This window comes from Kitasatospora sp. NPDC097605, from assembly GCF_040302725.1.
Lineage (GTDB): Bacteria > Actinomycetota > Actinomycetes > Streptomycetales > Streptomycetaceae > Kitasatospora.
Genome location: NZ_JBEOSF010000021.1, coordinates 57,850 through 84,434, shown reverse-complemented (window position 1 = coordinate 84,434; position 26,585 = coordinate 57,850). Strand labels below are relative to the sequence as shown.

The following is a 26,585-nucleotide window of genomic DNA, read 5'->3' as shown; positions in this document are numbered from 1 at the left end:
GCCTTCACGCTGTACTCGGTGCCGATGTCCCCGGTGACGGGGGGCGTGTGGTGCAGGCCGCCCTCCAGGACCACGGTCAACCGCATCGTGCCCTGGTGGACGTCCTGCTCCTCGCGCATCTTGCTGTTCGAGTAGAGCTTGTCGTTGGCGTCGGACCGGACGCCGCCGCGGACCCGGATCTCCTGGCTGAGCTGCACCTGGCCGGAAGGCATCTCCCGGACCGGGGCGTAGCCGACGGCCCCCTGCTTGATGTCGAACCTGCTGGTGTACCGCTGCTCGGTGGTGAACGAGCCGGACTCGTTCTGCCGGCTGAGGTCGGCGGCCTTGCTCCGCCTGACCAGCCGGGTGTCGACGAGCTCGGCCCGGACGGTCACCTTGACGCCGTGCTCCGCCAGCGACGCGAGCGCGCCGGTCAGCTTGTCCCGGTCGAAGGCGGTCAGCTCGAACGCGTCGCCTCGGCTCATCGCGCTGAGCTTGGCGGCCAGCGAGGGCTGGGTGACGACCTGCATCACCTCGGTGCGGATCTGCGGCCAGAGGCTCCCGTACCGCCGCTTCCCGGCCTCCTCCAGCTGCTGCCGCACCTGGTCGAGCGGGCCGATGTCGCGCACGACGGCGGACTCCGGCAGCCGTTGGCGCCCGGGCACGGGGGCCGCCGTCACCTCGTTGACCAGCAGGTCCGACTGCGGCATCAGCGTCCGGAACCCGAGCGGCACCTGGACCGGGTCGCCCAGCCGCTCGTCGCCCTTGTGGACCACCACCTCCAGGTAGCCGTCCCCGTCGAGGACGGCGCCGTTCTCCTTGGTCTTGGTCGTGACCGCGGTCTCCAGCGTGCGGCCCGTCACGACCACCTTGTCCCTGCCCCACCGCTTCCCGAAGCTGGTGCTGACGTTCACCTCGTCGGTGCCGAGCCGGCCGCCGCCCTGGAGCTGCAGGAAGCCGGTCACCACCTTCCGCCGGAGCCTGGTCACGACCGAGCCGGCGCCGGTGTTGAACTCGGTGTCCTTGGTGGTCGCGACCAGGCGCATGCCGAGGCTGGCGGCCTTCACCTCGGCCCAGACGTCGCTGCCGGGCACCCGGACGATCACCGACTCGCCGTTCGTCAGGCCCTTGAAGTCGTGCTGGAGGCGCCGGAAGCCGAACTCGGCCACCAGCCGGTCGGACAGGGCGCCGCCGTGGAATCCCAGCGCCTCCTCGGCCCTGGCGATCCGCTCGGCGGCGGCCTTCTCCCGGTCGGCGCGCTCGCGGCGCGCGGCGGCGTCGAGACCGGTGTCGTCCTCGGGGGTCCGCTCGCGGACGGTCCGCTCGTGGGCCTCCTTCTCGTCGAGGACGCTCCGGCGCAGGGCCTCGACCACGCCCACCATGGCCTGCCGGTGCGTCGGCAGGTCGTCGGTGCGCAGCGGGCCCAGGTTCCCCAGGTCGGTGGACCCGCCGGCGACCTGGCGCGCCGCCGAGCGCACCTGCGGGGCGCCCTTGACGTGGACGTCCAGCATGATGTTCGAGGAGTGCAGCCGCCGCTGCGCCAGCAGCGCCGGGTCGAGCTCGCCCAGCAGGTTCGCCCGGATGTCGGACTCGGCGGAGGGCCGGGTCTCGCGCTGCGGGATGCCGACCTCCAGCGGCGTCGTCAGGAGCCGTGCGTCGGCCGGGTCCAGCCGGGGCGGCAGGGACTCGGTCTCCCGCTCGCCCTTGGGCTGGTAGCCCACGTCGACGAGCAGCCGCCCCCGGAACACCTCGGTGACCTCCGTGGTCTTGGCGCGCGAGAAGAACTTGGAACTGGTCGTCAGCTCGTCGGAGCGCGCCCGGTCGCGGTTCACGCCGAAGGCGTCCAGCGCCGCCCGCATGACCTTGAAGAAGTCGCCCCGGCCCTGAACGCCGATGCCGGCCGAGCGGCTCGCGCCGTTGGTCTCGCCGAGCGTCACCACCCGGTCGCCGCCGCCCTCGTACTCGAACTTCGCCTTCTGGGAGTGGTGGACCAGGCCGACCACCTCGCCGCGCAGGGTGATGGTCCCCTGGTGGGCGTCGGTCCCGACCGGGATGTGCACGACGTCGCCGCGTGACAGCGCCGAGACCAGGGCGCGCAGGCTGGTGCCGCTGAAGACGCTCTCGGCGAGCGCCCGGGCGAAGGACGCCCGGTTCGGCGTGTCGGCGGGCAGGGCCGCCTCGATCCGCTCGCCGAGCCCGCGGACCAGCACGGTGTCCGGCTCGCCGAGGCTGGTCACCATGTGCGCGCCGGAGAGCACCCCGCGGTCGAGGACGGACCTCGGGACCTGCGGGCCCGGGTTGACGACGACCTCGGCGTTGACGTCGGCGTGGACGATGGCGTCGACGTCGGCGTGGACGATGGCGTCGACGTCGGCGTGGACCGGCGCCGGGGCGATCGTGCGGTTCTCCTCCCCGCCCGAGGGGCCGGCGTTCGCGTTCCCGTCCCGCGCGACGCGCTTGCCCTCGCGGATCTCCTCGGCCCGGCGCCGCTCCTCCTCCAGCTGCGCGTGCGTCTTCAGCGGCTCGTCCTCGGAGTCCTCCGAGTCCTCGTCCTCGTCCGGCCGGCGGGTGACGACCTCCTCCTCGCCGGCCGCGGACCTCGCCTCCTCCTCCCGCAGGAGCCGCTCCTGCTCCTGGCGGCGCTCGGCGGCGGCGACGGTCGAGTAGCCCTCGCGCTCGTCGTGGTCGAGCCGGACCGGGCGGCCGTTCGCGGGACCGAACTCCGAGACCTTCGCGTGCTCGTTCCCGACCTCCACCAGGCTGACCCGCAGGTCCAACGCGGCGGCCGTGAGCACGGCGAAGGCGTCCCGCACGGCGCGCGGGTCGTGCACACCCTCCCAGCCCTGCTCGCGCCAGGCGGCGAGCTCCCGGTGCAGGTCCTCCACGAAGACCGGCCAGTCCGCCGGCTCGTTCCCCATCCGGCGGGCCCAGGCGGTGTACAGCTCGTGCGCCTCCCGCCCCAGCTCCGGGTTCTCCCGGAACCGCGCCTCGACCAGCTCGCGCAGCGCCCGGTCCGCGGCGGCCGGGTCGGCGGCCAGCGGCCCGGCCTCGTCGTCGCCGAACAGCCGCCGCAGCAGCCCCGGGTCGTCCTCGACGAGCGCGCGCAGCATCGGCGCACCGGCCGGCTCGTCGTCCGGCCGGACGGCGTTGCGGGCGACGGGGGCACCGTTGGAGGCCGGGGTGGAGTGCTGCCGGGAATCCTCCTGGCCCGGCTCGCCCCGGACCTCGGTGATCCGGCCGTCCTGGCGCCGGACGTGCACGATGACGCCGCCGGCGGTGCCGTCCACGTCGCCGTCGGCCGACAGCTGCCGGCCGCCCTGCCGGGCCTGGTCGAGCACCACGCCCGCCGCGTAGCGGATGTCGTCGGCCGACCACTCGCGCGGCAGGCCGGGACCGCGCGGGTCCCGCCAGGCGCCCTCGGTGAACTCCGGGCGGAGCGTTCCGACGTCGAACTGCGGCACTACGGAGGGCAGTTGCTCGTCCGGCCGACGCGGCCCGGGCTCGCGCAGCGCGCCGGGACCGCCGGTCGACAGCACCCGCTCCGAGTAGGCGGTCACCGGGCCCGTCAGGTCGAACAGCCGGCGCAGCGGGCTGCCGGGCCGGTTCCAGCCGAATCCGGGCAGCAGCCCGCCGAGCAGCGTCGAAGGGGTGGAGCCGGCGGCCTCCTGCGCCGTGAGGCTGCGGAAGGCGCCCGCGGGCTCGCCCACCGGCACCACCGTGACGTTGACCAGCAGCGGCTGCCGTCCCTGGTTGCCCTGGGCCCAGGCCAGCCGGACGTCCCGGTTCACCTGCTCGGTCCAGGCGTGGATCTGCTGCTCCGTCACCCCGTCCGGCCGGCTCACGTGGAGCGGGACGACGATGTCGAGGCCCTGCTGCCCGGAGTTGAAGAGCGTCCGCCGGATCTGCAGCTGCCCCGTGCCGACGGCGACCGTCCGGGCGTCGCCGCCGGCGATCAGCTGCTGGTGGTCCCAGAACTCCGTGTGGCCGCCGGGCTGCAGCTCGGTGGGCCGGTAGGCGAGGTGCTGGCCGTTTCGGCTGAGGCCCTCGATGCGCACGCCGTTGACCTCGCCGACCCAGCGGTGGGTCCGCTCGTCGATCCGGACCCGGTGGAAGGCCGTGGCGTGCGCGGTCTCGACGGCCCGCAGGACGTCCACGCGCCCCCACTCGCGCGGGAACATCGTCCGCACGGAGTTCCGCGGCTCGAACCAGTGGTTGCGGAACTGCGAGAGCGGCGCGTCGGGGGCGACGGTGGCGTCGAGGAACCGCACCCGGGCCCGGTAGGTGCCGTTGACGTGGGTGGTGCCGCGCTCGACCACCTCGACGCCGCGCAGGCGGTGCCAGGTGGCGAGGTCCAGGCCGGAGCGCGGGACGAACTCCTGGTGGAGGCCGGTGAAGAACTGCCGGTCGCCGTAGCGGGAGACGTCCTGGGCCCGCTGCCCGTACCGCAGGAGGCTCTCCGGCCGCGAGGGGGCGTACTCGAGGTCCGGGTCGCGCGGCGGCAGCGGGCCGAGGTCGGCCAGGCCGTCCCAGGGCACGGCCGTCCGCCGGGGTCGGGTCGGCTGCGGCGGGGCCGGGGACTCCTGCGACGCCGGCTGGGTGTCGGCGGGGCGGAAGGAGAGGAACGTGTCGCCGTGGACCTCGCCCTCGATCCGCACGCCGGCGTACTCGCCGGTCCAGCGGTGCCGGCCGCCACCGGCCGGGGCCACCGCGTTGTGGCGCAGCGCGTCGAGGTAGGCCTGCTCGGCGGCGTAGACCGCGTCGTCCTCGGTCCAGTTCCGGGGGAAGAGCCGGCGCCGCTGGGCGGTGTCGGTGGTGAGCAGGTCTCCGGCGGCGCTCTCGGTGTCGACGCCGACGGCGCGGCGGCCCCGGCCGGGCCGGGCGGCCTCGTACTCGACGTGCAGGACGCCGTTGGCGTGCTGCTCGACGATGCCCGACGGCCGGCGCCGGTCCGAGCCGGCCGGCGGGAGCAGGTGGCCGATCCCGGTGCGGCGGTCGCCGTAGAGCGAGGCCTGCCGGGCGTCCTCGCCGAAGGAGGCCCTGGGCGGGAGCGCGCGGCCGTCGGGGGTGAGGTGGGGCGCGAGCCGGGAGTGCTGGGTGCCGAACACCTCGTCGATGGCGGAGCCCAGTTCGTGCAGGCTGCGCGGGGCGAGGGTGGGCACGCTGTCGATCTGACGGCCGCCGATGCCGGCGAGCTGGTCGGCGCTGATCCGGCCGTGCTCCACCCGGTCGGAGGACATGATGGTGCCGTCGGTGTAGATGGTGTGGCGGTTCTGGTAGCGGCGGTACTCGTCGTCCAGGCCGAGCAGGTGGCCGATCTCGTGGGCGAGGGTGTCCGGGGTCGACTCCAGGGACCAGGTCTCGTTGTCCTCGTGGAGCCTGGTGCTGAAGAGGTCGACGATGTGGACGTGGTGGTTCACGTCGGCCGAGCGGTCGACGAACTCGGGCCGCACCCGCAGCACGCTGCCGTCGGGCAGCCGGTGGCCGGTGTTGTAGGCCGCGTTGACGCCGTCCCAGGTCCGGTCGATGACCTCCCCGATCTGGTCGTCGGTGAACCGCTCCACGGGGGCGTCGTAGCCGTAGCCCTCCTCGATGCCCGCCTCGGCCGGCTCGCGGCGGATGTGGATGCGCACCACGATCTCGGTGGCGGGGTCGCCGTTCTCCAGGTAGCCGCGCCGCACCTCGTACCCGCGCAGGAAGGAGGCGGAGACCGAGCGCCGGAAGGCGTCGACCGGGGCCCGGACCTCGCGCGCCGCGGTGATCCGGGAGAGCTCGGTCTCGGCGGGGTCCACCAGCATGGTGAGGTCGTCGCCGTGGTCGGTCCGGGCCGGCGAGGACTCCCGGTCGGACGGCATCTCGGTGTCGTCGTCCTCGGCGCCGCGGCGCTCCGCGCCCTCGTCGGCGATCCTGACGACGGTCTCGCTGTCCGGGCCGTGGCGGGTGGTGCCGTGCTGGTCGGTCACCTCCAGCCGCACGTGCAGGGCGTGGGCCAGCAACGGGGCGAGCGCGTCGCCGAGCCCCGCGTCGTGGGTGCCGTCCGAGGCCGCCAGGACGTGCCGCAGGGCGCGGATCTCCTGGGCGGTGTCCAGGCTCGGCGGCCGGTGGGGGCGGAAGGCGGTGAGCGCCTCGGCGGGCAGGTCCTCGGCCCGGGTCCGCTGGAGGTACTCGGCCACCTCGACGGCCATCAGGCGCAGCAGTTCCGGCCGCCCGGCGGTCGCCGGGAGTCCGTGGTGGACCAGCAGGGCGGCGGACAGTTCGGGCGCGGCGTCCGCGACGGCGTCCAGCAGGGGGTGCCGGTCCTCGGGCGCCAGGTGCGGCACGGGGGCGTGGCCGGGACCGGAGGTGTGGGACGGTGCGGCGGCCGGCGCGAGCGGCGGTACGTGGAGCTGCGGGAGGTCCCGCTGGTCGCCGATGCCCCGGTAGGAGGTGATCCGGCCGTCGACGACCTCGATCTCCAGGAGGACGCCGTGGAACTCGTCGTAGACGACGGCGGTGTCCCGCGGGCCGACCCCGTTGCGGTCGAGCAGCCGGGTCACGGCCCAGCGGGCGTCGCGGGCGGTCCATTCGCGGGGCAGGCTCTGGCCGGCGGGCAGGCCGTGCGGGTCCAGGTCCAGCGCGTCCCGGGTGAACCGGAAGTCCATGGCGTCGACGGCCCGCTGGGTCTGCCGGTCCGTGCCGGCGGTGACGGCGGGCGCCTGCTCGCCCGGCCGCGGCGGGCCGGGTTCGCGCAGGTCGGCGGGGACGCCCGGGGCGCCCTCCGCGGCGTGCAGGTCCGTGAGCACGTCCACCCGGGTGGGGGCGGACTCCTCCAGGCGGGAGGCCGTCTCGTTGAAGACGTCCAGGCCGTCGTGGTGGGCGAGCGGGCCGAGGAGCAGGCGCAGGCTCTCCGCGGTGTCGACCACCAGCAGGTCGGCGGGCTCCGGCAGGGAGTCCCGGTCGACGATCACCCGGGCGTAGGGGTCCGGGTGGTCCTCGTGGAAGTCGAGGCGGACGGTGACCAGCGCCTCCGGCAGCCCGTCGGCGTCCGCGGTCTCCCGCACCCGCTCCCGGACGTAGGCGTCCACCCGGCGCTGGAGTTCGCCGGTGGCGGCGCGCCGTTCGGCGGCGGTCAGGTGGCCGTCGACGGTCACGTTGACGGGGAGGGTGACCTCCAGGCCCAGCTGCCCGGAGTCGAACAGCACCCGGGAGACGGTGACCGTGCGGCCGTCCAGTTCGACGTCGGCGCCCCGGGTGGTGTGCCGCGCCCGGAGGTCGTCCCAGGCCCGCAGGGGCGGCGCGGGCTGGTCGGCGGTCGGGCGGTGGGCCAGGTGGGCGCCGTCGCGGGAGAGCCCCTCGATGCGGACGCCGTCGGCCTCGCCCGCCCAGTAGTAGGTCCGGCCGTCCTCCAGGTACACCCGGCGCTCGTCCGGGACGCCGTCGTGCGCCTCGTCGACGCGGTTCAGCAGGTCCGCGGAGGACCAGCTCCGCGGGTACATGGTGCGCAGGCCGTCGTCGTCGTCCCGGACCCGCCAGCGGGTCGGGAAGTCGGCAAGCGGGGAGGTCGGCGCGACGGTCGGGTCGAGGAAGGCCACCCGGGCCCGGTAGGTGCCGTTGTGGGCCGGGGGCTCGGTCTCGACGACCCGGGCGCCGTGGGCCCGCAGCGCGCTCTCCCGCTCGGAGGGCCGCAGGTCGAGCTCGTGGTGCAGGCCGGTGAGGTGCTGGCGGTCGCCGTAGCGGGCGACGTCCTCGGCGCGCTGGCCGAACGTCCCGTAGGCCCGGGCGGGGTCGTCGGGGGACGGGCGGTGGGGGGCGTTCCGGGGCGGGTCGACGTCCGGCTGCCGGTCGCTGGGGCGGAACGACAGGAACTCCCCGGCGTGCACCTCGCCCTCGATCCGGACCCCGGCGTACTCGCCGGTCCAGCGGTGGCGGCCGCCTCCGAGGTGGACGACGTCGTTGCTGCCCAGGGCGTGCAGGTACGCCTGCTCGGCCGCGTACACCGCGTCCTCGCTGGTCCAGTTGCGTGGGAACATCCGGCGCCGGCCGGTCCCGGGGACGATCAGGTCGTCGGCCGCCGCGGAGGCGCTGTCCAGCCGCCGGGGCCGGGGCAGGGTCGAGGCGGCCTCCGAGGAGAAGTCGGCCACCACGACGCCGTTGCGCTCCACCCGGACCACCCGCCCGGGCGCCGTGCGGTCGGAGCCCGTCGGCGGCAGCAGGTGGCCGCCCGGGTTCCGGGTGTCGCCGAAGGTGGAGGTCTGCAGGGCGTCACGGCCGAAGGCGGCGCGGCGCGGGAGGTCGTGCACGACCGGTGCCGCCGGCGCGGGGCCGAAGGCGTCCTCGATCGCCCGGCCCAGCTCGCGCAGGTGCCGAGGCGCGAGCGCGAACCGGATGTCGGTGTCGTCGGGGATGATCCCGGCGTCCTGGTCGAAGCGGACGCGGCCGTTGCCGGCGTGGGTGCCGCCCATCAGGGTGGCGTCGAGCTGCGAGGCGCGGGGGCGGATCTCCTCCACCACCTCCCGGTCGCCGTCCTCGTCGGTCGTCTCCAGCCGGACGCGCCGCTCCCGGTACTCGTCGGGCAGGCCGAGCAGGTGGCCGAGCTCGTGGGCCAGCACGGTCCGGTCGGTGTCCAGGCCCCAGAGGCCGGAGTGCTCACGGATCCGCTCCCCCGGGGCGGGGGTCCGGACCTCGACCTCGTGGTGCGCCCGGTCGGGGTCATCGGTGAACTCGACCCGCACCACCAGGGCATCGCCGTCGGGAAGGCGGTGGCCGGTGTTGTAGTACTCGTCCACGCCCCGCCGGGCGCGCCGGCGCAGGCGCCGCAGGGCCGTGGTGTGGTCCTCGCCGGCCGGCAGGCCGGAGGTGTCCAGGTGGACCCGGACCACGACCTCGACCGCCGGCCGGCCGTCCACCAGGACGACGCGGTTGGCCTCGAAGGCGCGGTGGCGGGTGGCGGAGCTGGGGTGCAGGGACCGGTCGGCGGGCGCCTCGACCTCGACCGTCCGGAGGACCCGGGCGATCGCCAGGTCCGGTGCCGGGGCCTCGTGGGCCGGCCGCACCGGGCGGGGCGCGCCGTCCGGGCCGGGGGCCGGGACGGCGTCCACGTCCATGGCACGGGTGTCCGAGCCGGCGTCCGAACCGTCGTCCGGCCGCGTGTCCGAGCCGTCGTGCACCGACTCCATCTCGATGTCGTCGGCGTCCCGGCCGTAGGCCATCTCCTCGTCCTCGGACTGCCGGTGCAGGTCCATCGCCTCGTCGTCGTCGGCGAGGCGACGGCCGTCGAAGCCGGGCGTCGTCGGCCAGACGTTCTCGTCGTGGCCCGGCGTGCGCGGCAGCGAACCGTCGTCACCACCCGGCGTCGTCGGCCACGCGCTCTCGTCGTAGCCCGGCGTCCGCGGCAGCGAACCGTCGTCACCACCCGGCGTCGTCGGCCACGCGCTCTCGTCGTAGCCCGGCGTCCGCGGCGGCGAACCGTCGTCCGACCGCGGGGCCTGCGGCGAGAACAGCCGCTCGCTCGGCGTCGGGACGACCGGTTGGCCGGTGCCGCGCTCGGGCGGGCGGAAGGTCAGCTGCGGTGGCGGGGTGTGCCCGTCGGCGAGGGAGAAGTCGACGATCCGGTACTGCTCGTCCCGCAGGACCGTGATCTCGACGTCGGCGAACCGCACCCGGGCCCGGAACTCGTCGCCGACCAGTTCCTCGTCCCCCACCCGCCGCCCGTTGGCGGCCGCGAAGAGCCGCTCCTCCGCCGTCCACTCCCGGGGCAGGCCGCGGCCGGCGTCGGCGCGCAGGTCCGGGCTGACGTGGCCGGCCGGGACCGGGTTCAGGGACATCGCGGTGATGGTGGCGGGGCGCCGGCCGGCGCCGGGGCCGGTCGGCTCGGCGAGCGGGGCGGACCGCGGCGCGTCGGGCGGCAGGACCGTGCCGGGCTGCTCGTCCGTCGGACGGTGGATCAGGTGCCGGCCGTCCCGGGTGATGCCCTCGATCCGGATGCCGTCGTTGCTGACGCCGGTCCAGTGGACGGCGCCGTTCACCCGGCGATCTCCGGCCCGGTCGCGGTTGTGGTGGGCCTCCTCGACGGCCTCCAGGACGTGGTCGGCCTGCCAGTCCCGCGGGTAGAACATGTGGGACTGGTCGTCGGCGCGCACGTGCCAGCGGGACGGGAAGGCCTCCATCGGGGCCCGCGGGGTGACCACCGGGTCGAGGTACCAGACCTGCGCGCGGTAGGTCCCGTTGGGGTGGACGGCGAAGGGCGTGCCGATCCGGATGCCCTGGCGCTGGCCGGCCTGGTCGACCCGGGAGACGTTGCCGTCGCCCGACCAGGACCGCTCGGGCGGCTGGTGGTGGACGCCGGTGAGGGTCTGCCGGTTGCCGTAGCGCACCAGGTCCCCGACCCGCTGGCCGAAGGTGCCCGGGAACGGGTGCCACGGCAGGTGCGAGGCCGTGCCCAGACCGCTCTGGTCGTCGGCGGGGCGGAAGGAGACGATCTCCGGGGAGTCGACCGGGCGCCCGCCGGGCCGGCGCCGGGCCAGGACGTCGACCTGGCCCTCGATCCGCACCCCGCCGTACTCGCCGGTCCACCTCCAGGAGTTCTGGCCGAGCTCGGTGAACGCGTCACCGCCCCGGCGCAGCGCGTGCTGGTAGGCCTGCTCCGCCGCGTAGACGGCGTCGTCGGCGGACCAGTGCTCCGGGAACATGGTGCGCCCGCGGGCCCGGACGGCCGCCGACGTGTCGAGGTCACCCGCGTTCGAGCGGTGGCCGGCGTCCACGCCGTCGGCCGGGCCGCCGAAGACCCGGAAGGTGCCGTTGCGGTTCTCCGAGCCCGGGATCCGGGCCGGCTGCGGCCGGTCGGAGCCGGGCGGCGGGACCAGGTGGCCGCCGCCGTCGCGGGCGCCGCCGGACAGCTGCCGGCCGGTGCCGTTGAGGTCGCCGTAGAGCGCGAGGCGCCGGGCGTCCCCGTTCACCCGGGGGCGGGGCGGGTGGATGCCGTCGCCGGCGGGGCCGCGGTCGGTGCCGAAGGCGCGGTCGATCACGGAGCCCAGCTGCCACAGGTTGCGCGCGCGCAGCACGGGCCGGGCGTCGACGACGCCCGGGACGGAGGCCCGGTAGTTGGTGTCGACCTCGGTGCGGCCGTAGCGGTCGCGGATGTGGGAGCTCATCAGCCCCCCGTCGAGGTGGACCTGGCGGCGGCGGTCCAGGCGGGACCTGCTCTCGCGGTACTCGTCCGGCAGCCCGAGGTGGTGGCCCATCTCGTGGACGAGGACGACCGCCTCGGTCCGCAGGTCCCAGTGCTCGTGGCTCACCCGGATCGGGCCGGGGTGGACGGTGACGGTGCGGTGCGCGTCGGCGGGGTCGTGCACGAACTCCGCCCGCACCCGCAGCCGGTCGCCGCTGGGCAGCCGCTGGTCGCCGTTGTAGGTCTCCGCCAGGCCGGCGCGGGCCCGGTTGACCAGGTCGTTGAGCCGGCGCACGGCGTGCGGGTCGGAGAGGTTCAGCCGGCTGGTGTCCAGGTGCAGCCGGAGGGTCACCACGGCCTCGGTGTCCCCGTCGGCGTGCCGGATCCGGGTGACCGAGAACCGCTGGAACTCGCGGGACTCCAGGGCGTGGTCGAAGGCATCGGTCGGCGGGCGGACCTCGTGGGTGCCGAGCACCTCGGACGGCTCGGGCCCGCGCCGGGTCAGCTGCTGCGGCATGCGCTGGTCGGGCTGGCCCCAGAAGTCGGTGATCCGGCCGTTCTCCATCCGCACCGTCAGCCGGACCCCGCCGAAGGAGCCGTGGACCAGTTCGGGTGCGTGGGTGGCGCCGGGCGGCACCGGTCCGGCCAGGACGCGCTGCGGGGAGCCCGCGACCACGCTGGCGGCGTAGCGGGCCTCGTCGGCGGTCCACTCGCGCGGCAGGTTGCGGCCCTCGCTCGGGTGGTTCCAGGCGTCGGCCGTGAAGAACCGCCGCCGGCCGTCGAGCATCCCCTCGCCGGACACGGTGCGCGGCGCGGCCGGCGCCTGCGGCTGCTGCTCGGAGGCCAGCACCTCGGCCAGCCGGTCCGTGCCCGCGGCCTCGTGCAGCCGGGGCAGGGCCTGCTGGACGGTGGGATCCTGCCCGGGCACGAGCCGGACCTCGGCGGCGTCGGCGTCCCGGGTGAATTCGAGCCGGAGCTCCAGGCGGGTGGCGCTGCCGGCCCGGTGGCCGTCGAGGTACTCCTCGGCGGACGCCCGCAGCGCGGCCTCCGCACGCCGGAGGCCGGTACCGGTGGCGTCCTCGCCGCCCACCAGCCGGATCCGGGCGGTGACCCGCAGGACCTCGGAGCCGTCGAACATGAGGTCGCGCCGGACCCGCACCGGCCCGAGGCCGACCAGGTCCACGTCCTCGCCCCGGCGGGCCGTCGCCTCGGCGGGGCCGCGGTAGTCCGGGTTGTCGAAGCCCTGGTGCGGGGCCGGGCGGTGGTGGTAGAGGGTGCCGTCGGGCCCGAACCGGCCCTCGATCCAGACGCCCGCGGACTCGCCGAGCACCGTCCGCGAGCCGTCGCCGTCGTGGCGGGTGTGGACGGGGTGCTCCAGCGCGGCGGCGACGTGCGCGGCGAGCTGGGCGTCGTTCCAGTGCTCCGGGTAGTACACCGTCCCGGGGTCGAGCGCGGACCGGTGCCAGCGGGAGGGGAACAGCGTCGCCGGGGCGCCCTGCCCGACCCCTTGTTCGAGGTGCACGGAGAACAGGCGGACCGCGCCGTTGGACAGGGTGGTCCGCATCTGGCCGTCCGCGGCGGCCGGCGGGCGGCGCGGGGCGCCGGTCACCGTGCCGTCGAGGTCGGCGGGCTGCCAGGCGGAGGCGCCGGGGCGGGGGCCGGCCGGGGAGAGGGTGTGGTGCTGGACCGAGGGATCGGGGACGTACGGCGGGACGTGCAGCTGCGGCAGGTCCCGCTGGTCGCCGACACCGGTGACCCGGACGATCTGGGCGTCCTCCACGTGGACGTCGAGCGTGACGTCGCCGATGGTGCCCCGGACGACCTCGGAGACGGTCGCGCCGTGCCGGCTCTCGTGGTCCTCCAGGACCCGCAGCGCGGCCCAGCGGCTGTCGAGGGCGGTCCACTCGTGGGGCAGGCTGCGGTCGGCGGGCAGGTCGCGCGGGTCGGCGGCCGCGGCCTCCTCGCTGAACCGCACGTCCAGGCCGGCCAGCCGCCGAACGGTCTGCTGGTCCCAGCCCGGGACCACGGCGGGTGCCTGCTCCCCCGGCCTCAGCGGGCCGGGCTCGCGCAGGTCGGTGGGGACGCGCGGCCCTCCGTGCACGGCGAGCAGCTGCTCGACCGGGGTGGCCAGGGGGCTCAGCTGCTCGGCCCGCCCGGCGAACACGTGCTGCCCGTTCTCGACGGCCAGCGGGCCGAGGAGGGACTCGACGCCCGACAGGCTGTCGGGGCGCAGGACCATCGAGGAGAAGACGTCGCCGTGCGGGGGGTCGAAGTCCAGCCGGACGGTGACCAGCCGCGGCGGCATCCCGTCGGGGCCGGCGGCCTCCCGCATCCGCTGCTGCACGAACTCGTCCACCCGGCGCTGCATCTCGGCCCGGGCGAGCCCGGGCAGATAGGCCGGCACCTGGCCCTGGATCACCGTGCGCACCGGCACGGTGATCCGCAGGCCCTCCTGGCCGGAGTCGAACAGCACCCGGGCGAGGGACAGCGGCTGGGTGCCCAGCCAGACCCGGGTGTCCGGGGAGTCGCCGACCACCCGCCTCGGCTGCCACTCGGCCAGGGGCTGGATCTCGGACGGACGGTGGGCCAGGTGGACGCCGTCGCGGGAGAGCCCCTCCACGCGGACGCCGTAGGCCTCGCCCGCCCAGTGGTACGTCCGGCCGTCCGCCCGGTACACCCGCCGCTCGACGGGGACGCTGTCATGCGCGTGGTCGACGGCGTCCACCACGTCCCGGGTCGTCCAGGTGCGCGGGTACATCGTGCGTCCCGTGCCGGTGCTGCGGAAGCGCCAGCGGGTCGGGAAGTCGGCCAGCGGGGAGGTCGGCGCGACGGTCGGGTCGAGGAAGGCGGCCCGGGCCCGGTAGGTGCCGTTGTGGATCGGCGGGCTGGTCTCGACGATCCTGGCGCCGTGGGCCCGCAGCGCGCTCGACGCGCTGACCGGGTCGAGGTCCAGTTCGTGGTGCAGGCCGGTGAGGTGTTGGCGGTCGCCGTAGCGGGCGATGTCCTCGGCCCGCTGGCCGAACGTCCCGTAGCCGCGGCCCGGGTCGTCGGGCGCGGGCCGGTGGGGGGCGTTCAGCGGCGGGTCGACGTCCGGCTGCCGGTCCGACGGGCGGAACGACAGGAACTCCCCGGCACGTACCTCGCCCTCGATCCGCACCCCGGCGTACTCGCCGGTCCACCGGTAGCGGCTGCCGCCGAGCGGCACCACGTCCCCGGTGCCGAGCGCGTGCAGGTACGCCTGCTCGGCCGCGTACGCGGCGTCCTCGCTGGTCCAGGTGCGCGGGAACATCCGCCGCTGCCCGGTCCCGGCGACGATCAGGTCGTCGGCGGCCGCGGAGACGCCGTCCAGCCGCCGGGGCCGGGGCAGGGTGGCGGCGCTCTCCGCGGAGAAGTCGGCCACCACGACGCCGTTGCGCTCCACCCGGACCACCCGTCCGGGCGCCGTGCGGTCGGAGCCGGCCGGCGGCAGCAGGTGCCCGCCCGGGTTCCGGGTGTCCCCGAAGGTCGACCGCTGGAGGGCGTCCTCGCCGAAGGACGCCCGGCGCGGGAGATCGTGGACGACCGGTGCCGGCGGCACCGGGCCGAGCGCGTCCTCGATCGCCCGGCCCAGTTCCCGCAGGTTCCGCGGTGCGAGCGTGACCGGCAGGTCCGGCTCGTCGGAGGTGACGCCGGCGTCCTGGTCGAGCCGGACCCGCCCCCCGTGCGGCACGCTGCTGCCCATCAGGCTGGCGTCGGCGCTCACGAACCGGGGGTGGATGGCCTCCTCGACGACGACGGTGTCGCCGTTCGCGTCCACCTCCGTCCGGCGCACGCGCCGCTCCCGGTACTCGTCGGGCAGGCCGAGCAGGTGCCCGAACTCGTGGGCCAGGACCCTGCGCTCGGTGTCCAGGGCCCACACGGTGTGGACCTCGCGGATGGGTCCCTCCAGCACCTCGACCCGGTGGTGCGCCCGGCCGGGGTCGTCGGTGAACTCGACCCGCACGACCAGGACCTCGCCGTTCGGCAGCCGGTGCCCGGTGTTGTAGAACTCGTCGATGCCCTGCCGGGCGCGCTCCTGGAGGTTCTGGAGGGCCAGGTCCCGGCCCGGGGTGTTGGCCACCGGGGCGGTGTCGAGGTGGATCCGGACCAGGACCTCGGCGGCGGGGCCGCCGTTCGCCAGGACCCCGCGGGTGACCTGGAAGCGGCGCAGGAAGGTGGAGTCGCTGCTGTGGCGCGCCGGGTCGGCGGGCGCCCCGACCTCGACCGGGGGGTGGAGCGCGGCGAACCGCAGGTCCGGCGCGGGCGCCTGGTGGGCCGGGCGCGGCTGCGACAGCAGGGGCTCGTCGAGGTCCATGTGCGCTGCGGCCTGGTACCCCCCGCCGAAGGTGCCGTCCCAGTCCATCGGCTCGTCATCGAGGATGAGGTCCAGCGTGTCCGCGCGGGACACCTCGGACATCGCGTCGTCGGCCTCCCCGGCCTCGTCCCCGTCCCCGTCGCGCTGTGAGGAGGTGTCGGAGCCGTCCTCCTCGTCCGGGTGGAACGGCGCCCTCGGCGCCTGGTCCGTCCCGGCGGGGGCCTTCGGCCTGCGGGTGCCGCGCTCGGGCACCGGGACGTCGAGCTGGGCGGGCGGGGTGTGGCCGTCCGCGACCGAGAAGTCGGTGACCTTGCCGTCCGCGTCCCGCACCACCGTGATCTCGACGTCGGCGAAGACCACCGTGCCGCGGGTGCCGCCGCCGTCGAGCGGCGTGTCGTCGCCGACCCTGCGGCCCCTCAGGACGGCGTGGCGCTGCTCCTGTTCCGTCCACTCCCTGGGCAGGCCGCGGCCGGCCGTGCTGCTCAGGTTCGGGCCGAAGGCGTCGGCGGGGACCGCGCCGGGGGGCATGCCGGAGACGACGGCCGGGCGCCGACCGGTGCCGGGCGGTCCGGGCTCGGTCAGCGGCGGGGAGGTCGGGGCGCCGGCCCTGCGGACGACGCCGGGCTGCTCGTCCGCCGGGCGGTGCGCGACGTGCCGGCCGTCCCGGGTGATGCCCTCGATCCGGACGCCGTCGCCGATGCCGGTCCAGTGGACGGCGCCGTTCACGACCCGGTCGGCGGACCTGTCGCGGCCCGCGTAGGCGGAGTCGACGGCGTCGAGGACCCGCACCGGCCGCCAGTGCGCCGGGTAGAACGTGTTGACCGCGTGGTCGGCGCGCTTGAACCAGCGCGAGTCGAACCGCGCCATCGGGGCCGCCGGGTTGACGGCCGGGTCGAGGTACCAGACGGTGGCGCGGTAGGTGCCGTTGGGGTGGGGGGCGGAGGGCGGGCCGATCTTGATGCCCGACCGCTCGCCGGCCACCCTCGCCTCGCGGGCGACCGTGCCCGGTTCGCCGGTGAGGTTCGGCGGCTGGTGGTGGACACCGCCGAGGGTCAGCCGGTCGCCGTAGCGCAGCACGTCCGCGGCCCGCTGGTCGAAGGTGTCGGGCTGTGGGTGCCACGGCAGGTGCGGGGCGGGGCCGAGCCCGCCCTGGTCGTCGGACGGCCGGAAGCCGACGATCTCCGCCACCTGCACCGGACCGCGGGGCCCTTGCTCGGTGCGGACCTGCAGGCGCCCGTCGATGCGCACCCCGCCGTACTCGCCGGTCCAGGTCCAGGAGTCCGGACCGGCCTCGGTGAACGCCCCGTCGCCGCGGCGGCGGGCGTGCTGGTAGGCCTGCTCGGCCGCGTACGCCGCGTCGTCGGCGGACCAGTGCTCCGGGAACATGGTGCGCCCGCGGGCCCGGACGGCCGCCGAGGTGTCGAGGTCACCCGCGTTCGAGCGGTGGCCGGCGTCCAGGCCGTCGGCCGGGCCGCCGAGGACCCGGAAGGTGCCGTTGCGGTTCTCCGAGCCCGGGATCCGGGTCGGCCGCGGATCGTCGGAGCCGGGCGGCGGGACGAGGTGGCCGCCGCCGTCGCGCCCGCCGTCCGGCTGCCGCAGGCTGTGCCGGTTCAGGTCCCCGTGGAGGGCGAGGCGCAGGGCCTCGGCGTTCATCCGGGGCCGCGGCGGGTGGGTGCTCTCCGCGCCGGGCCCCCGGTCGGCGCCGAAGGCCTGGTCGATCACCGAGCCCAGCTGCCGCAGGTTGCGCGCCCGCAGCACCGGCTGGGGGTGATGGGCGACCGGGCCGCCCGGCACGTTGTCCATGTCGACGACGGGCCGGTTGAACGTGTCACGGATGTAGGAGCCCATCAGCCCGCCGTCGAGGTAGACGGGGCGGGGCCTGGCGCCGTCGGAGCGCTCGCGGTACTCGTCCGCGAGGCCCAGCAGGTGGCCGAGCTCATGGGCGACCACGACGCCCGTCGTGTCCAGGTTCCAGGTGCGGTGGTCCTCCCGGCCCTTCTTCGGAAGGACCTCCACGGTGTGGTGGGCCCTGCCCGGGTCGTCGACGAACTCGACCCGGCCCCGCAGCCGGTCGCCGCCGGGCAGCCGCTGGCCGGTGTCGTAGATCTCCGAGACCCCGGTCCTGGCCCGCTTGACCAGGTCCTTGAGGCGCTTCGCGGTGTCCTGGTCCTTCAGGTCCAGCGCCTTGGTGTCCAGGTGGATCCGGACGGTCACCAGCGACTCGGTCTCGCCGTCGGCGAACCTGATCCGGCTCACCGAGAAGCGCTGCAGCAGCCGCTCCTCCATGGTCCGTTCCAGGGCGTCCTTGGGCGCGCGGATCCGGCGGGTCCCCAGCACCTGGGCCGGGTCGTTGCCGGGCTTGGCCAGCTGGTCCGGCATCCGCTGGTCGGGCCGGCTCCAGAAGTCGGTGATGAGCCCGTCCTCCACCCGCACCGTCAGCTTCACCCCGGCGAAGACGCCGTGGCGCAGCTCGGGCGCGGTGGTGCCGCCCGGCGGCACCGGCCCGGCCGGGACGCGGGTGGCCGAGCCCATGACCGTGCTCGCGGCGTAGCGGGCCTCGTCGGCGCTCCACTCCTTCGGCAGGTGACGGCCCAGGGTCGGGCTGTCCCACACGGCGGGGTCGAACAGCGCCTTCCGGCCGGCGAGCATCCCGGCGCCGCCGGAGAGGGTCTCCGGTGGCGCGGGCGTCTGCTCCCGCAGCGCGCTCAGGACCGCGGCCGGCCCGTCGGCGACGACCCGCTCGTGCAGTCGTGGCACGACCTGCTGGACGGTGAGGTCCCGGCCGGGGACGACGCGGACCTCGACGGCGTCGGCGTCCTGGGTGAACTCCAGCCGGACCCCCGTGCGGGGGCCGCCTTCGTGGGGGCCGTCCAGGAACTCCCTGACCGACCGGTCCAGGTCCGCCCGGGTGCGGAGCTTGTCCTGCAGCGGCGCGTCCTCGTCGCCCACCAGCTTGACCCGGACGGTGATCTGGAGGCTCTCGGAGCCGTCGAACATGAGGTCGCGGCGGGCCCGGACCGGACCGAGGCCGGGAGGCCGCACCTCGGTGCCCCGAGCGGCCGTCAGGGTCGCCGGATCGCTGTAGCGGGGGTGCTGGAGCGTCTGGTAGGGGTCCGGGCGGTGGCCCAGGAAGCTGCCGTCGGGCAGGTACATGCCCTCGACCCAGACGCCGCCGGACCGGCCCAGCTTGTAGCGGATGCCGTTCGCCTCGCGCTGGAGGACCGGGTCGGCGAGCGCGGTGGTGACGTGGTGGCGGAGCTGGGTCGCGGTCCAGCCCTTCGGGTAGTAGACGGCCCCGGGGTCGAGGACGGAGCGGCTCCAGCGGGACGGGAACGCCGAGGCCGGCGCGCCCGGCTGGACGTTCCCGTCCAGCGTCGCCCGGTGGATCCGGACGGTGCCGTTGGGCAGCACCTCCTGCCAGGTGCCGGGCGCAGGGGCGGGCGGGCGGCGCGCCACGGGCCGGAACGTCCCGTCCGGATCGGCCGGGTGCCAGGGGTTGTCCGGGCCCGGCCGGACCGGCGGCGCGGCGGGGGCGTTCGCCGGCGCCGCGGTGTCGGCGGCGGGCGGCGGCACGGCCGCGCCCGCGTCCTGCGGCGCCATCGGGGCGCGCCGCGGCTCGTCGGCGCGGTCGCCGGCCGCCGGGGCGGTCCGGTCCGCGAACGCGGGCGGCCGTGCGTCGCCGTGCTCGTCCGCACCGGTGCGGCGGGGGGCGGCCGGCAGCCCGGTGACGTCCGGCACGGGCCGGTTGAACTGGGGCGGGAAGGTGATGTCGCCGAACACCTCGGCCGCGGCGACCCGGCCCTGCGCGTCGAGCTCCAGCCGCAGGCGCACGCCCAGGTGCTCGACCAGGTGCGCGGTGCGGCCCGGCGCCGGCGGGTGCGGCGGCCGGTCGGGGGTGAACGGAACGCCGGTGCGGACGGCGCCGGCGAGGTAGGAGAGCGCGTCCGTGCGCGACCACCCGGTGGGCAACCGGGAGTCGCCGGGGGTCCAGCCGTCCGGGAGCGCGAAGCCGCGCTCCAGGCCGGGGTGGAGGGTCGCGGTCCGGCTGACCGTCGCGGGCCGCTCGTCGGTGCCCGGCGTGCCGTGCTCCCGCAGCGGCGACGCGGGCGGGCGGCCGCCGCCCGTCCAGTTCTCGGCCGGGGCGGTGCGGCGGGCGTGCTCGACGACCTGGGCGACCGGGGCGTGGTCGCCGATGAAGTGGGGCAGCAGGGTCCGCGGGCCCGGCATGCTGCCGCGGCCCACCAGAGGAGCGGCCGGGTGGGCGGTCTCGACCAGGTCGACGACCACCCGGACCAGCGCGCCGTCGGCGTCGCGCAGGTTCCCGAGCTCCTGGTCGACCCGGCGCTGGAAGGCCGCCCGGTAGTCGGCCCGGTCCTGGGCCGACATGTCCGCCCCGAAGCGCAGCCGCACGGGGGTGATGATCCCCAGGCCGCTCTGGCCGTCGGAGAACCGGACGTGCCGCACGACGGCGCCGAAGCCGCCGCCGAAGTCCACCGGGCGGGGCGCGGACTGCCGGACGATCTCCTCCGGCCGCCAGTGCGAGATCGGCTGGTCGGCGGACGGGCGGTGGACCAGGTGGACGCCGTCGCGGGTGAGGCCCTCGATCACCACGCCCTGGTGCCGGCCGGTCCAGGACTCGGTGCCGTCGGGCAGGATCCGGGTCTCGTGCCGGGACCGGTACGCCTGGTGGACGGCGTTGAGGGTCTCGGACTGCGACCAGGCGTCCGGGTACATCACGTGGGCGGCGCCGTCGGCGCGGCGGAACCAGCGGGACTCCAGGTTGGACAGCGGCGCCCCCGGGCCGACCAGCGGGTCGAGGTACCAGACCTGGGCCCGGTAGGTGCCGTTGTCGTGCGGTTCGTGCAGCCGCTCCACGACGAGGCCGTGCGCGCGGGCGGTCTCCGCCGAGGGCAGGCGGTGGACGCCGGTGAGGGTCCGGCGGTCGCCGAACCGGGTGTGGTCCTCGCTGTTCGCGGAGAACTGCCGGAGGCCGTGGTTCGGCGGCTCGAAGGCCGGGACGGGGACCCGGTCCTGGTTGTGGGCGGGCCGGAAGCCGGTGAACGCGCCGTTCGTCACCTCGCCCTCGATGCGCACCCCGGCGTACTCGCCGGTCCAGTGGTAGGTGCCGTTCCGCTCGGTGATCCGGCCGGTGCGGCGGGCGCTGTGGTACGCCTGCTCGGCCGCGTACGCGGCCTCGTCGGAGGTCCAGTGCCGCGGGAACATGGTGCGCGCGGTCGCGCGCGTCTCGTGGGTGGGGCCGGGGAAGAGGCCGCCCGCCGTCTCCAGGTGCGGCACCGGCACCCGCTCGGTGCGCGAGATCCGGAAGGTGCCGTTGGGGTGGTCCGGCCCCACCGTCCCCGGCGGCCGGGTCCGGCCCGTGCCCGGGGCGGGGTACAGGTGTCCCCCGGAGCCGCCCGCGCCCTCCAGCGAGGTCCGCAGGGCGTGCTCGCCGAAGGCCGCGCGCCGCGGCGGACCGCCGGCGGTGACCGGCCCGCCGGCCGGCCCGAAGGCCTCGTCGACGGCGGAGCCGAGCTCGCGCAGGTAGCGGGCCGGCAGGCCCTGCGCGGGGTGCAGGGCGACCGTCACGGTGGCGGGGCCGTCCTGGTCGACCACGAACCGGCCGAAGTCGTCGGTGTACTGACCGGCCATCAGGGAGCCGTCCTGGTGGACGGGGCGGGGGCCGTACGCCGCCTCACGGTACTCGTCCGGCAGGCCCAGGAGGTGGCCCAGCTCGTGGGCGAGGGTGGTCCGGTCGATCACGAGGTCCCAGTTGAGCGCGTTGGCCCGCGGGTGCGTCGGGTGCACGGCGACGGTGTGGTGCGCCTCCTCGGGGGTGTCCACGAAGTGGACCTCGAACCGCAGCAGGTCGCCGTTGGGCAGCCGCTGCCCCCGGTTGAACTGCTCGTCGACGCCGCTCGCGGCGCGGGTACGCATCCCGAGCAGTCCCGACTCCCGCTCGGAGGGCGTCAGGCCCGACAGTTCCGAGGTGTCGAGGTGGATCCGCATCCGGATCACGGTCTCGGTGTCCCCGCCGGGCAGCTCGACCCGGGTGGCCTCGAAGGACCGCAGGTGGCGGGCCGCGAGCGAGCGCCGGAACGCGTCCTCGGCCGGCCGGACCTCCGCGGTGGCGAGGACCCGGTGGGTGCCGGGCGGCGGCGCCGGGAGGTCGCCGGGGTGGGGCGTGGCGACCCGGAAGCCGGTGATCCGGCCGTCCTCGGTGAACAGCGTGAGGGCCCGGCCCGCGAACTCGCCCTCGATCCGGCCCTGCGCGTCCGGGGCGCCGTCGAGCAGGACCCGGAAGGCCGCGTAGCGGGCGTCCGCGGGGGTCCAGTCCGACGGCACGCCCAGGACCGGCCGGTCCCAGGCGGCGTCGGTGAAGGACTCCCGCACGACCGCCAGATGGCTCCGCATCCGGTCGGTGGAGCCGGGCGGCGCCGACGGGTCGTCGGTGCCGGGGGCCCGCAGCGAGCCGGCGACGGGCTCCGGCAGCGGCAGGGCGTGCCGGGCGGCCCCCGGCGGCGGGGCGAGGATCGCCGCGGCGGTCTCCAGGCCGTGCGCCTCCACGCTGCGCAGCAGCGGCCCCAGGTGGTCCTCCAGGGCGACCGGCCGGTCCGCCCGCAGCCGGACGCTCGAGAACGCCCCGACCGCTTCGTCGGTGAAGTCGATCCGCAGGGACACCGGCGTGAACGGGTCCCGGTCGGCGACCAGCCGGTCGGCGGCCTCCTGGAGCTGCCGCCGGTGGGCGGCGGCCTCCGGTCCGGTCATGCCGTCGCCGGGGGTCAGGTGCAGCCGGACGGTGAGCTCGATGCCCTCCTGCCCGGTGGCGAACACCACCCGCCGGGCCGTCACCTCGGGGCCGCCCTCCGCCACCGGCCGGGTCACCGGCTCGGAGTGTGCCAGCACGGGGGCGTCGTCCCAGCGGCGGACGAAGCCGGCGGTGTAGTCGGGCTGCTGCCCGGTCGGCCGGTGGACCAGCACCCGGCCGTCGCGGACCAGGCCCTCGACCCACACGCCGTCGACCTCGGTGACGACGTGGCGGGTGCGGCGGTCCTCCAGCAGCACCTCGCGGCGGGGCCGGCCGCCCAGCAGCGCGGGCTCCACCCGCTCCGCCGCGCCCTGCCGGGTCCAGTGCTCGGGGTAGAGCCGCGGCTCCGGGCCGTCCGAGGCGCGGCGCCAGCGGCCGGGGAAGTCGGCGAGCGGGGAGTCCGGCGGGACCGACGGGTCCAGGTACCAGGTGTGGGCCCGGCGGGTGCCGTTCGGGTGCGGGGCCCCGACCGTCTCGGTCCGGACGCCGTGCAGGTCCCCCGCGGCCGGGTCGACCCGGTGCTGCAGGGGCGGCAGCGTGCGGCGGTCGCCGAACCCGGGCGGCACGGCGGACTCGACGGGGTGCGGCGGCAGGGGCCGCCGGGGGGCGTACGGCGGCGGGGCCTCCTCGCCCTGGCCGTGGTACGGCCGGAAGCCGGTGATCACCCCGTTCTGCTGGGTGCCGGTGATCACCACACCCGCGTACTCGCCCGTCCAGAGCGGCGAGGACGCGTCGGTGCCGTAGCGCCGTGAGTCCAGGTGCGCCTGCTCGACGGCGTAGAGGACGTCCTCGGCCGTCCAGTGCCGGGGGAAGAAGGTCCGGTCCGCGCCGCCGGAGCCGGCCGGGGCCGGGAGGGTCACGGTGTCGTTCGGGTTGGTGCGCAGCTGCCCGGAGTACGCCTGGTCGACGGAGGGGCGCAGCATCGAGCCGCCGGTGCCCTGCTCGCCGTCCGGGCCGTGCAGCGAGGTGTCCCGGACCTGGTCGGTGATCCGCGGCCGGGCTCCGGCGGTGTCGGGGGCGCCGGGGGGTGCCTGGCCGGGGGTGCGGTCGGGGGCGAAGGCCTCGTCGACGGTCGCGCCCACCGTGCGCAGGCGCCGGGGCCAGTCGGCGGTGCGTTCCGCACCGGTGGCGCGGTGCGCTTCGAGCGGCCCGTCGTGCAGGCCGAGCACCCGCCCGACCTCATGGCCGATGACGTCCCGGCCGGCCCGCAGCCCCCAGTTGGCCTCGTCCTGGCGGACGGTGCCGCGGTGCACCCGCACCGTGTGGTCCGCGTCGCCGGGGGCGTCCACGAACTCCACCCGCACCTGGAGGCGGTTGCCGTCGGGCAGCCGGTGCCCGCCGTTGTAGCCGGCCCCGGCCACGGACTCGTGGACGCGCTCGCGCAGCGCGGTGACCCGCCCGGCGTCGGCCGCCGGCACGTCCGAGGCGTCCAGGCGCACCCGCAGGACGAGTTCGGTGACCGGGTCGCCGTTGAGCAGGCGGCCGCGCCGCACCTCGTACGACCGCAGCGGCGGGGGCGCCTCGCCCTCCGCCCGGGGGCCGGCCGGCGGGCGGACCCGCCGGGTGTCGGGGTCCGGCCGCAGCTCGGTGCGGGAGTTGGGGCCCGCCGGGGCCGCGGCGGGCTCCGGGCGGGGCTGCGCCGGGGCCACGTGCTGCACCGGTGGGGGGACGGGGACCTCCGCCGGGACCGGGGCCGGCTGGTCGGCGTCCACGGGCCGGGGCCGGGGCGGCTGCTGGGGCGGGGCGGCCTGGTCCTCGCGGAGCAGGGGGTTCGGCGTCGACCACGGGGTGCCCCCGCCGTCCCCGCCGTCCTCGCCCTCCGGCCGGGGCGCCGGTGCCAGGAGGTCGTCCACCGGGCGGCTGCGGGGGTTCTCCTGGCCGGCGAGGAGCGAGGCGAGGCTCTCGGTCGGCCGCGGGCCGCGGGGGACCGGCTCCTGGACGTCGTGGCGGCCCGACTCGTCGGTGCCCGCAGGCGGGCGCGGCGCGGCGGGCGGCGCGGCGGGCGGCGCCGGGGTCTGGGTGAGGTCCGGCAGCGGGTGACCGCCGTCGGAGGCGGTGACCACGGTCGGGCGCGGGCGTTCGCCGGCGGTCTGGGCCATGCTGGTGGCGGCGTCCGGGCGCCGGCCCGCGGTGAGGTCGCCGGACCCCTCGGAGCGCCGGCGGGGGGCGGTGAGCGCGTCGCCGGAGGACTCGGTCGACACCGGCGGCACCGCGCCCTTCCGTGGCTGGGCGCTCTTCCCCGGCGCCTCCTGGCCGGACATCTCGGCCGGCTTGCGCCCGGAGGGCCCCTGCTCCGGCGCCTTCTGCTCCTGCGGCTTGGGCTCCGGCGCCCGCTGCTCGGACTCCTGCGGCCGCGGGTGCGGGGCGAGTGCCGGGGCGTCCTCGTCCGACTGCACCTTGGGCGGCGTCGCGGGGGCGTTCTCGTCGCCGCCCCTCGCCCCGGCCGCCGGGCCTTCCGCGTAGCCGTCACCGTCGCGGCCGACCGTCCGGACGAGCGCCTCCTTCAAGGCCGCCTCGTGGGCGCGCTCGTCCGCCAGGAAGTCGACGTAAGGCAGCAGTTGCTGCATCCACTCGGCCACCTCGTGGTCGGCCGCCGGGGTCTTGATGTCGACGCCCGAGGCGTGCGACAGGCCCTTCGCGACGTCGTCCAGCGAGTTGACGCGGAAGCTCCTGGCGAACTCGAAGGCCTCGGGGTGTCCCATCCGGGGCACCGGGAACGGCACGATCTTGCCGGACGCCATGCTGGCGAGCGCGGCGAAGCTGATCGGGTGGTAGAGCGGGAAGTACTTGGACGCCCCCTGCTCGACGGCCTTGAACTGGGTCCGCTGGACCAGGTCGGCGTAGCCGTGCATCAGCGGCGCCGAGCCGACGTGCATGACGTGGCCCATCATCGCGGTCATCATGCCGCCGACGAAGCTGCCCGCGGTGACGGTGAACTCGTGGTTCTCGCCGAAGATGAGGTTGTAGAAGCCCTCGCTGAGCACGTTCTGGGTGCCGGACTGGATGTAGTTGCCGAGCCCCAGGCCGAGCTGGAACATCTTGTTGCCCTGCGTCAGGCCGTCGGCGAGCTCCGGCAGGTGCTTGCCCAGCGCGCTGACCTGGTGGGCGGTCAGGCCCTTCCCGACGTCCTGCGTGAGGACGCTGTCCAGCGCCTCGGTGAGGCCCTCGCTGGCCGCGCCCCTGAGTGGGACGGTCTGCCGGGCCTTGCCCACCCACTTCTCGGCGAACTTCTCGCCCAGCTCGCGGCCGAGCGCCGCGGCCTCCTTCTTCCCGAGCTGCTCGCCCAGGTGCTTGACGAAGGTCTTCTCCATCTCCTTGACGAAGGTGTCGCCGAGCGAGCCCTTGGTGGTCTTGCCGAAGCCCGCCTGGAGCTGCTCGGCGGAGGCCTCCATGAGGCTGCCGAGGTCCCGGGCGAAGGCGCGGGCCTGCGCCTTCTTCAGGGCCTCGTCGGCGAGGCCCTTGGAGGTCTCCTTGCCGATCGTGCCGAGCGAGCCCTTCTCGCCGGACTTGGCGGCCGCCTCGGCGGCGGTCTTCAGCGTCCCCTTGAGGCTCTTCAGCTCGCCGTCCACCAGGTAGTCGCTGAGCTTGTCCGCGAGCAGCCGGCCGCCGCTCTTGCCCAGCAGGCGGCCCAGCAGCTTGCCCAGGCCCAGGCCCAGCAGGTCGAGCGGCCCGCCGAGGACACCGCCGATGACACCGAACAGCACCGCCTGCTTGGTGTACTCCTTGTCGATCTCCTTGCGGTTGCCCTGGCCGATCTGGAGGTTCTGGATGATGCCGTCCATCAGCAGACCGCCGACGATGCCCGAGAAGGTGTGCATCGCGATGGTCTTGAGCAGGTACTTCATCAGGGCCGTCAGCGCGGCCTTGGTGAGCAGCTTCTTGAGCACCAGTCCGGACAGGCTGGTGCCGAAGCTGAACGGCGCCCAGAAGATCGCCAGCGCGATCTCGACCAGCAGCTGCACCAGCTGGGCGATGGCCATCCACTTGGTGTACTCGACCGTGTTGGCCACGTCGCCGGCGCAGTCCGCCAGCGCCTTGGCGGTCTTGCCGGCCGCCGACACGTAGTCGTCCCCGCCGGTCCGGCCGATGAACGAGTTCATCTGGTAGGCGAACGAGGTGGCGGCCTGGCCCTTGAACTGCCGGGCGCAGGAGACCGCGACCTTCTCGATCAGCGCCCGCAGCTCGGGCATCTCCTTGGCCAGCTGCTCGTAGGCGTCCCGGACCTCGCGCAGGTCCCCCTCACGGATCTCCGGCCAGGGCATGCCGGTGATGATCGTGAAGAACCGTGCGGTCGATTCGTTGACCTCGATCGAGGAGTGGGCCAC

The 26,585-nt window shown here is 76.0% G+C and carries 1 protein-coding gene (running past one end of the window); it reads right to left on the bottom strand.

Going from position 1 to position 26,585, the window contains the following annotated elements:
* Window positions 1–26,585, bottom strand: partial view of an EndoU domain-containing protein gene (locus ABTX81_RS23595; protein ID WP_350548868.1) — the 5' portion only. The gene continues 4,312 nt to the left of window position 1, outside the view; only the first 26,585 of its 30,897 coding nucleotides appear in the window; the start codon lies at window positions 26,583–26,585; the stop codon falls past the left edge of the window.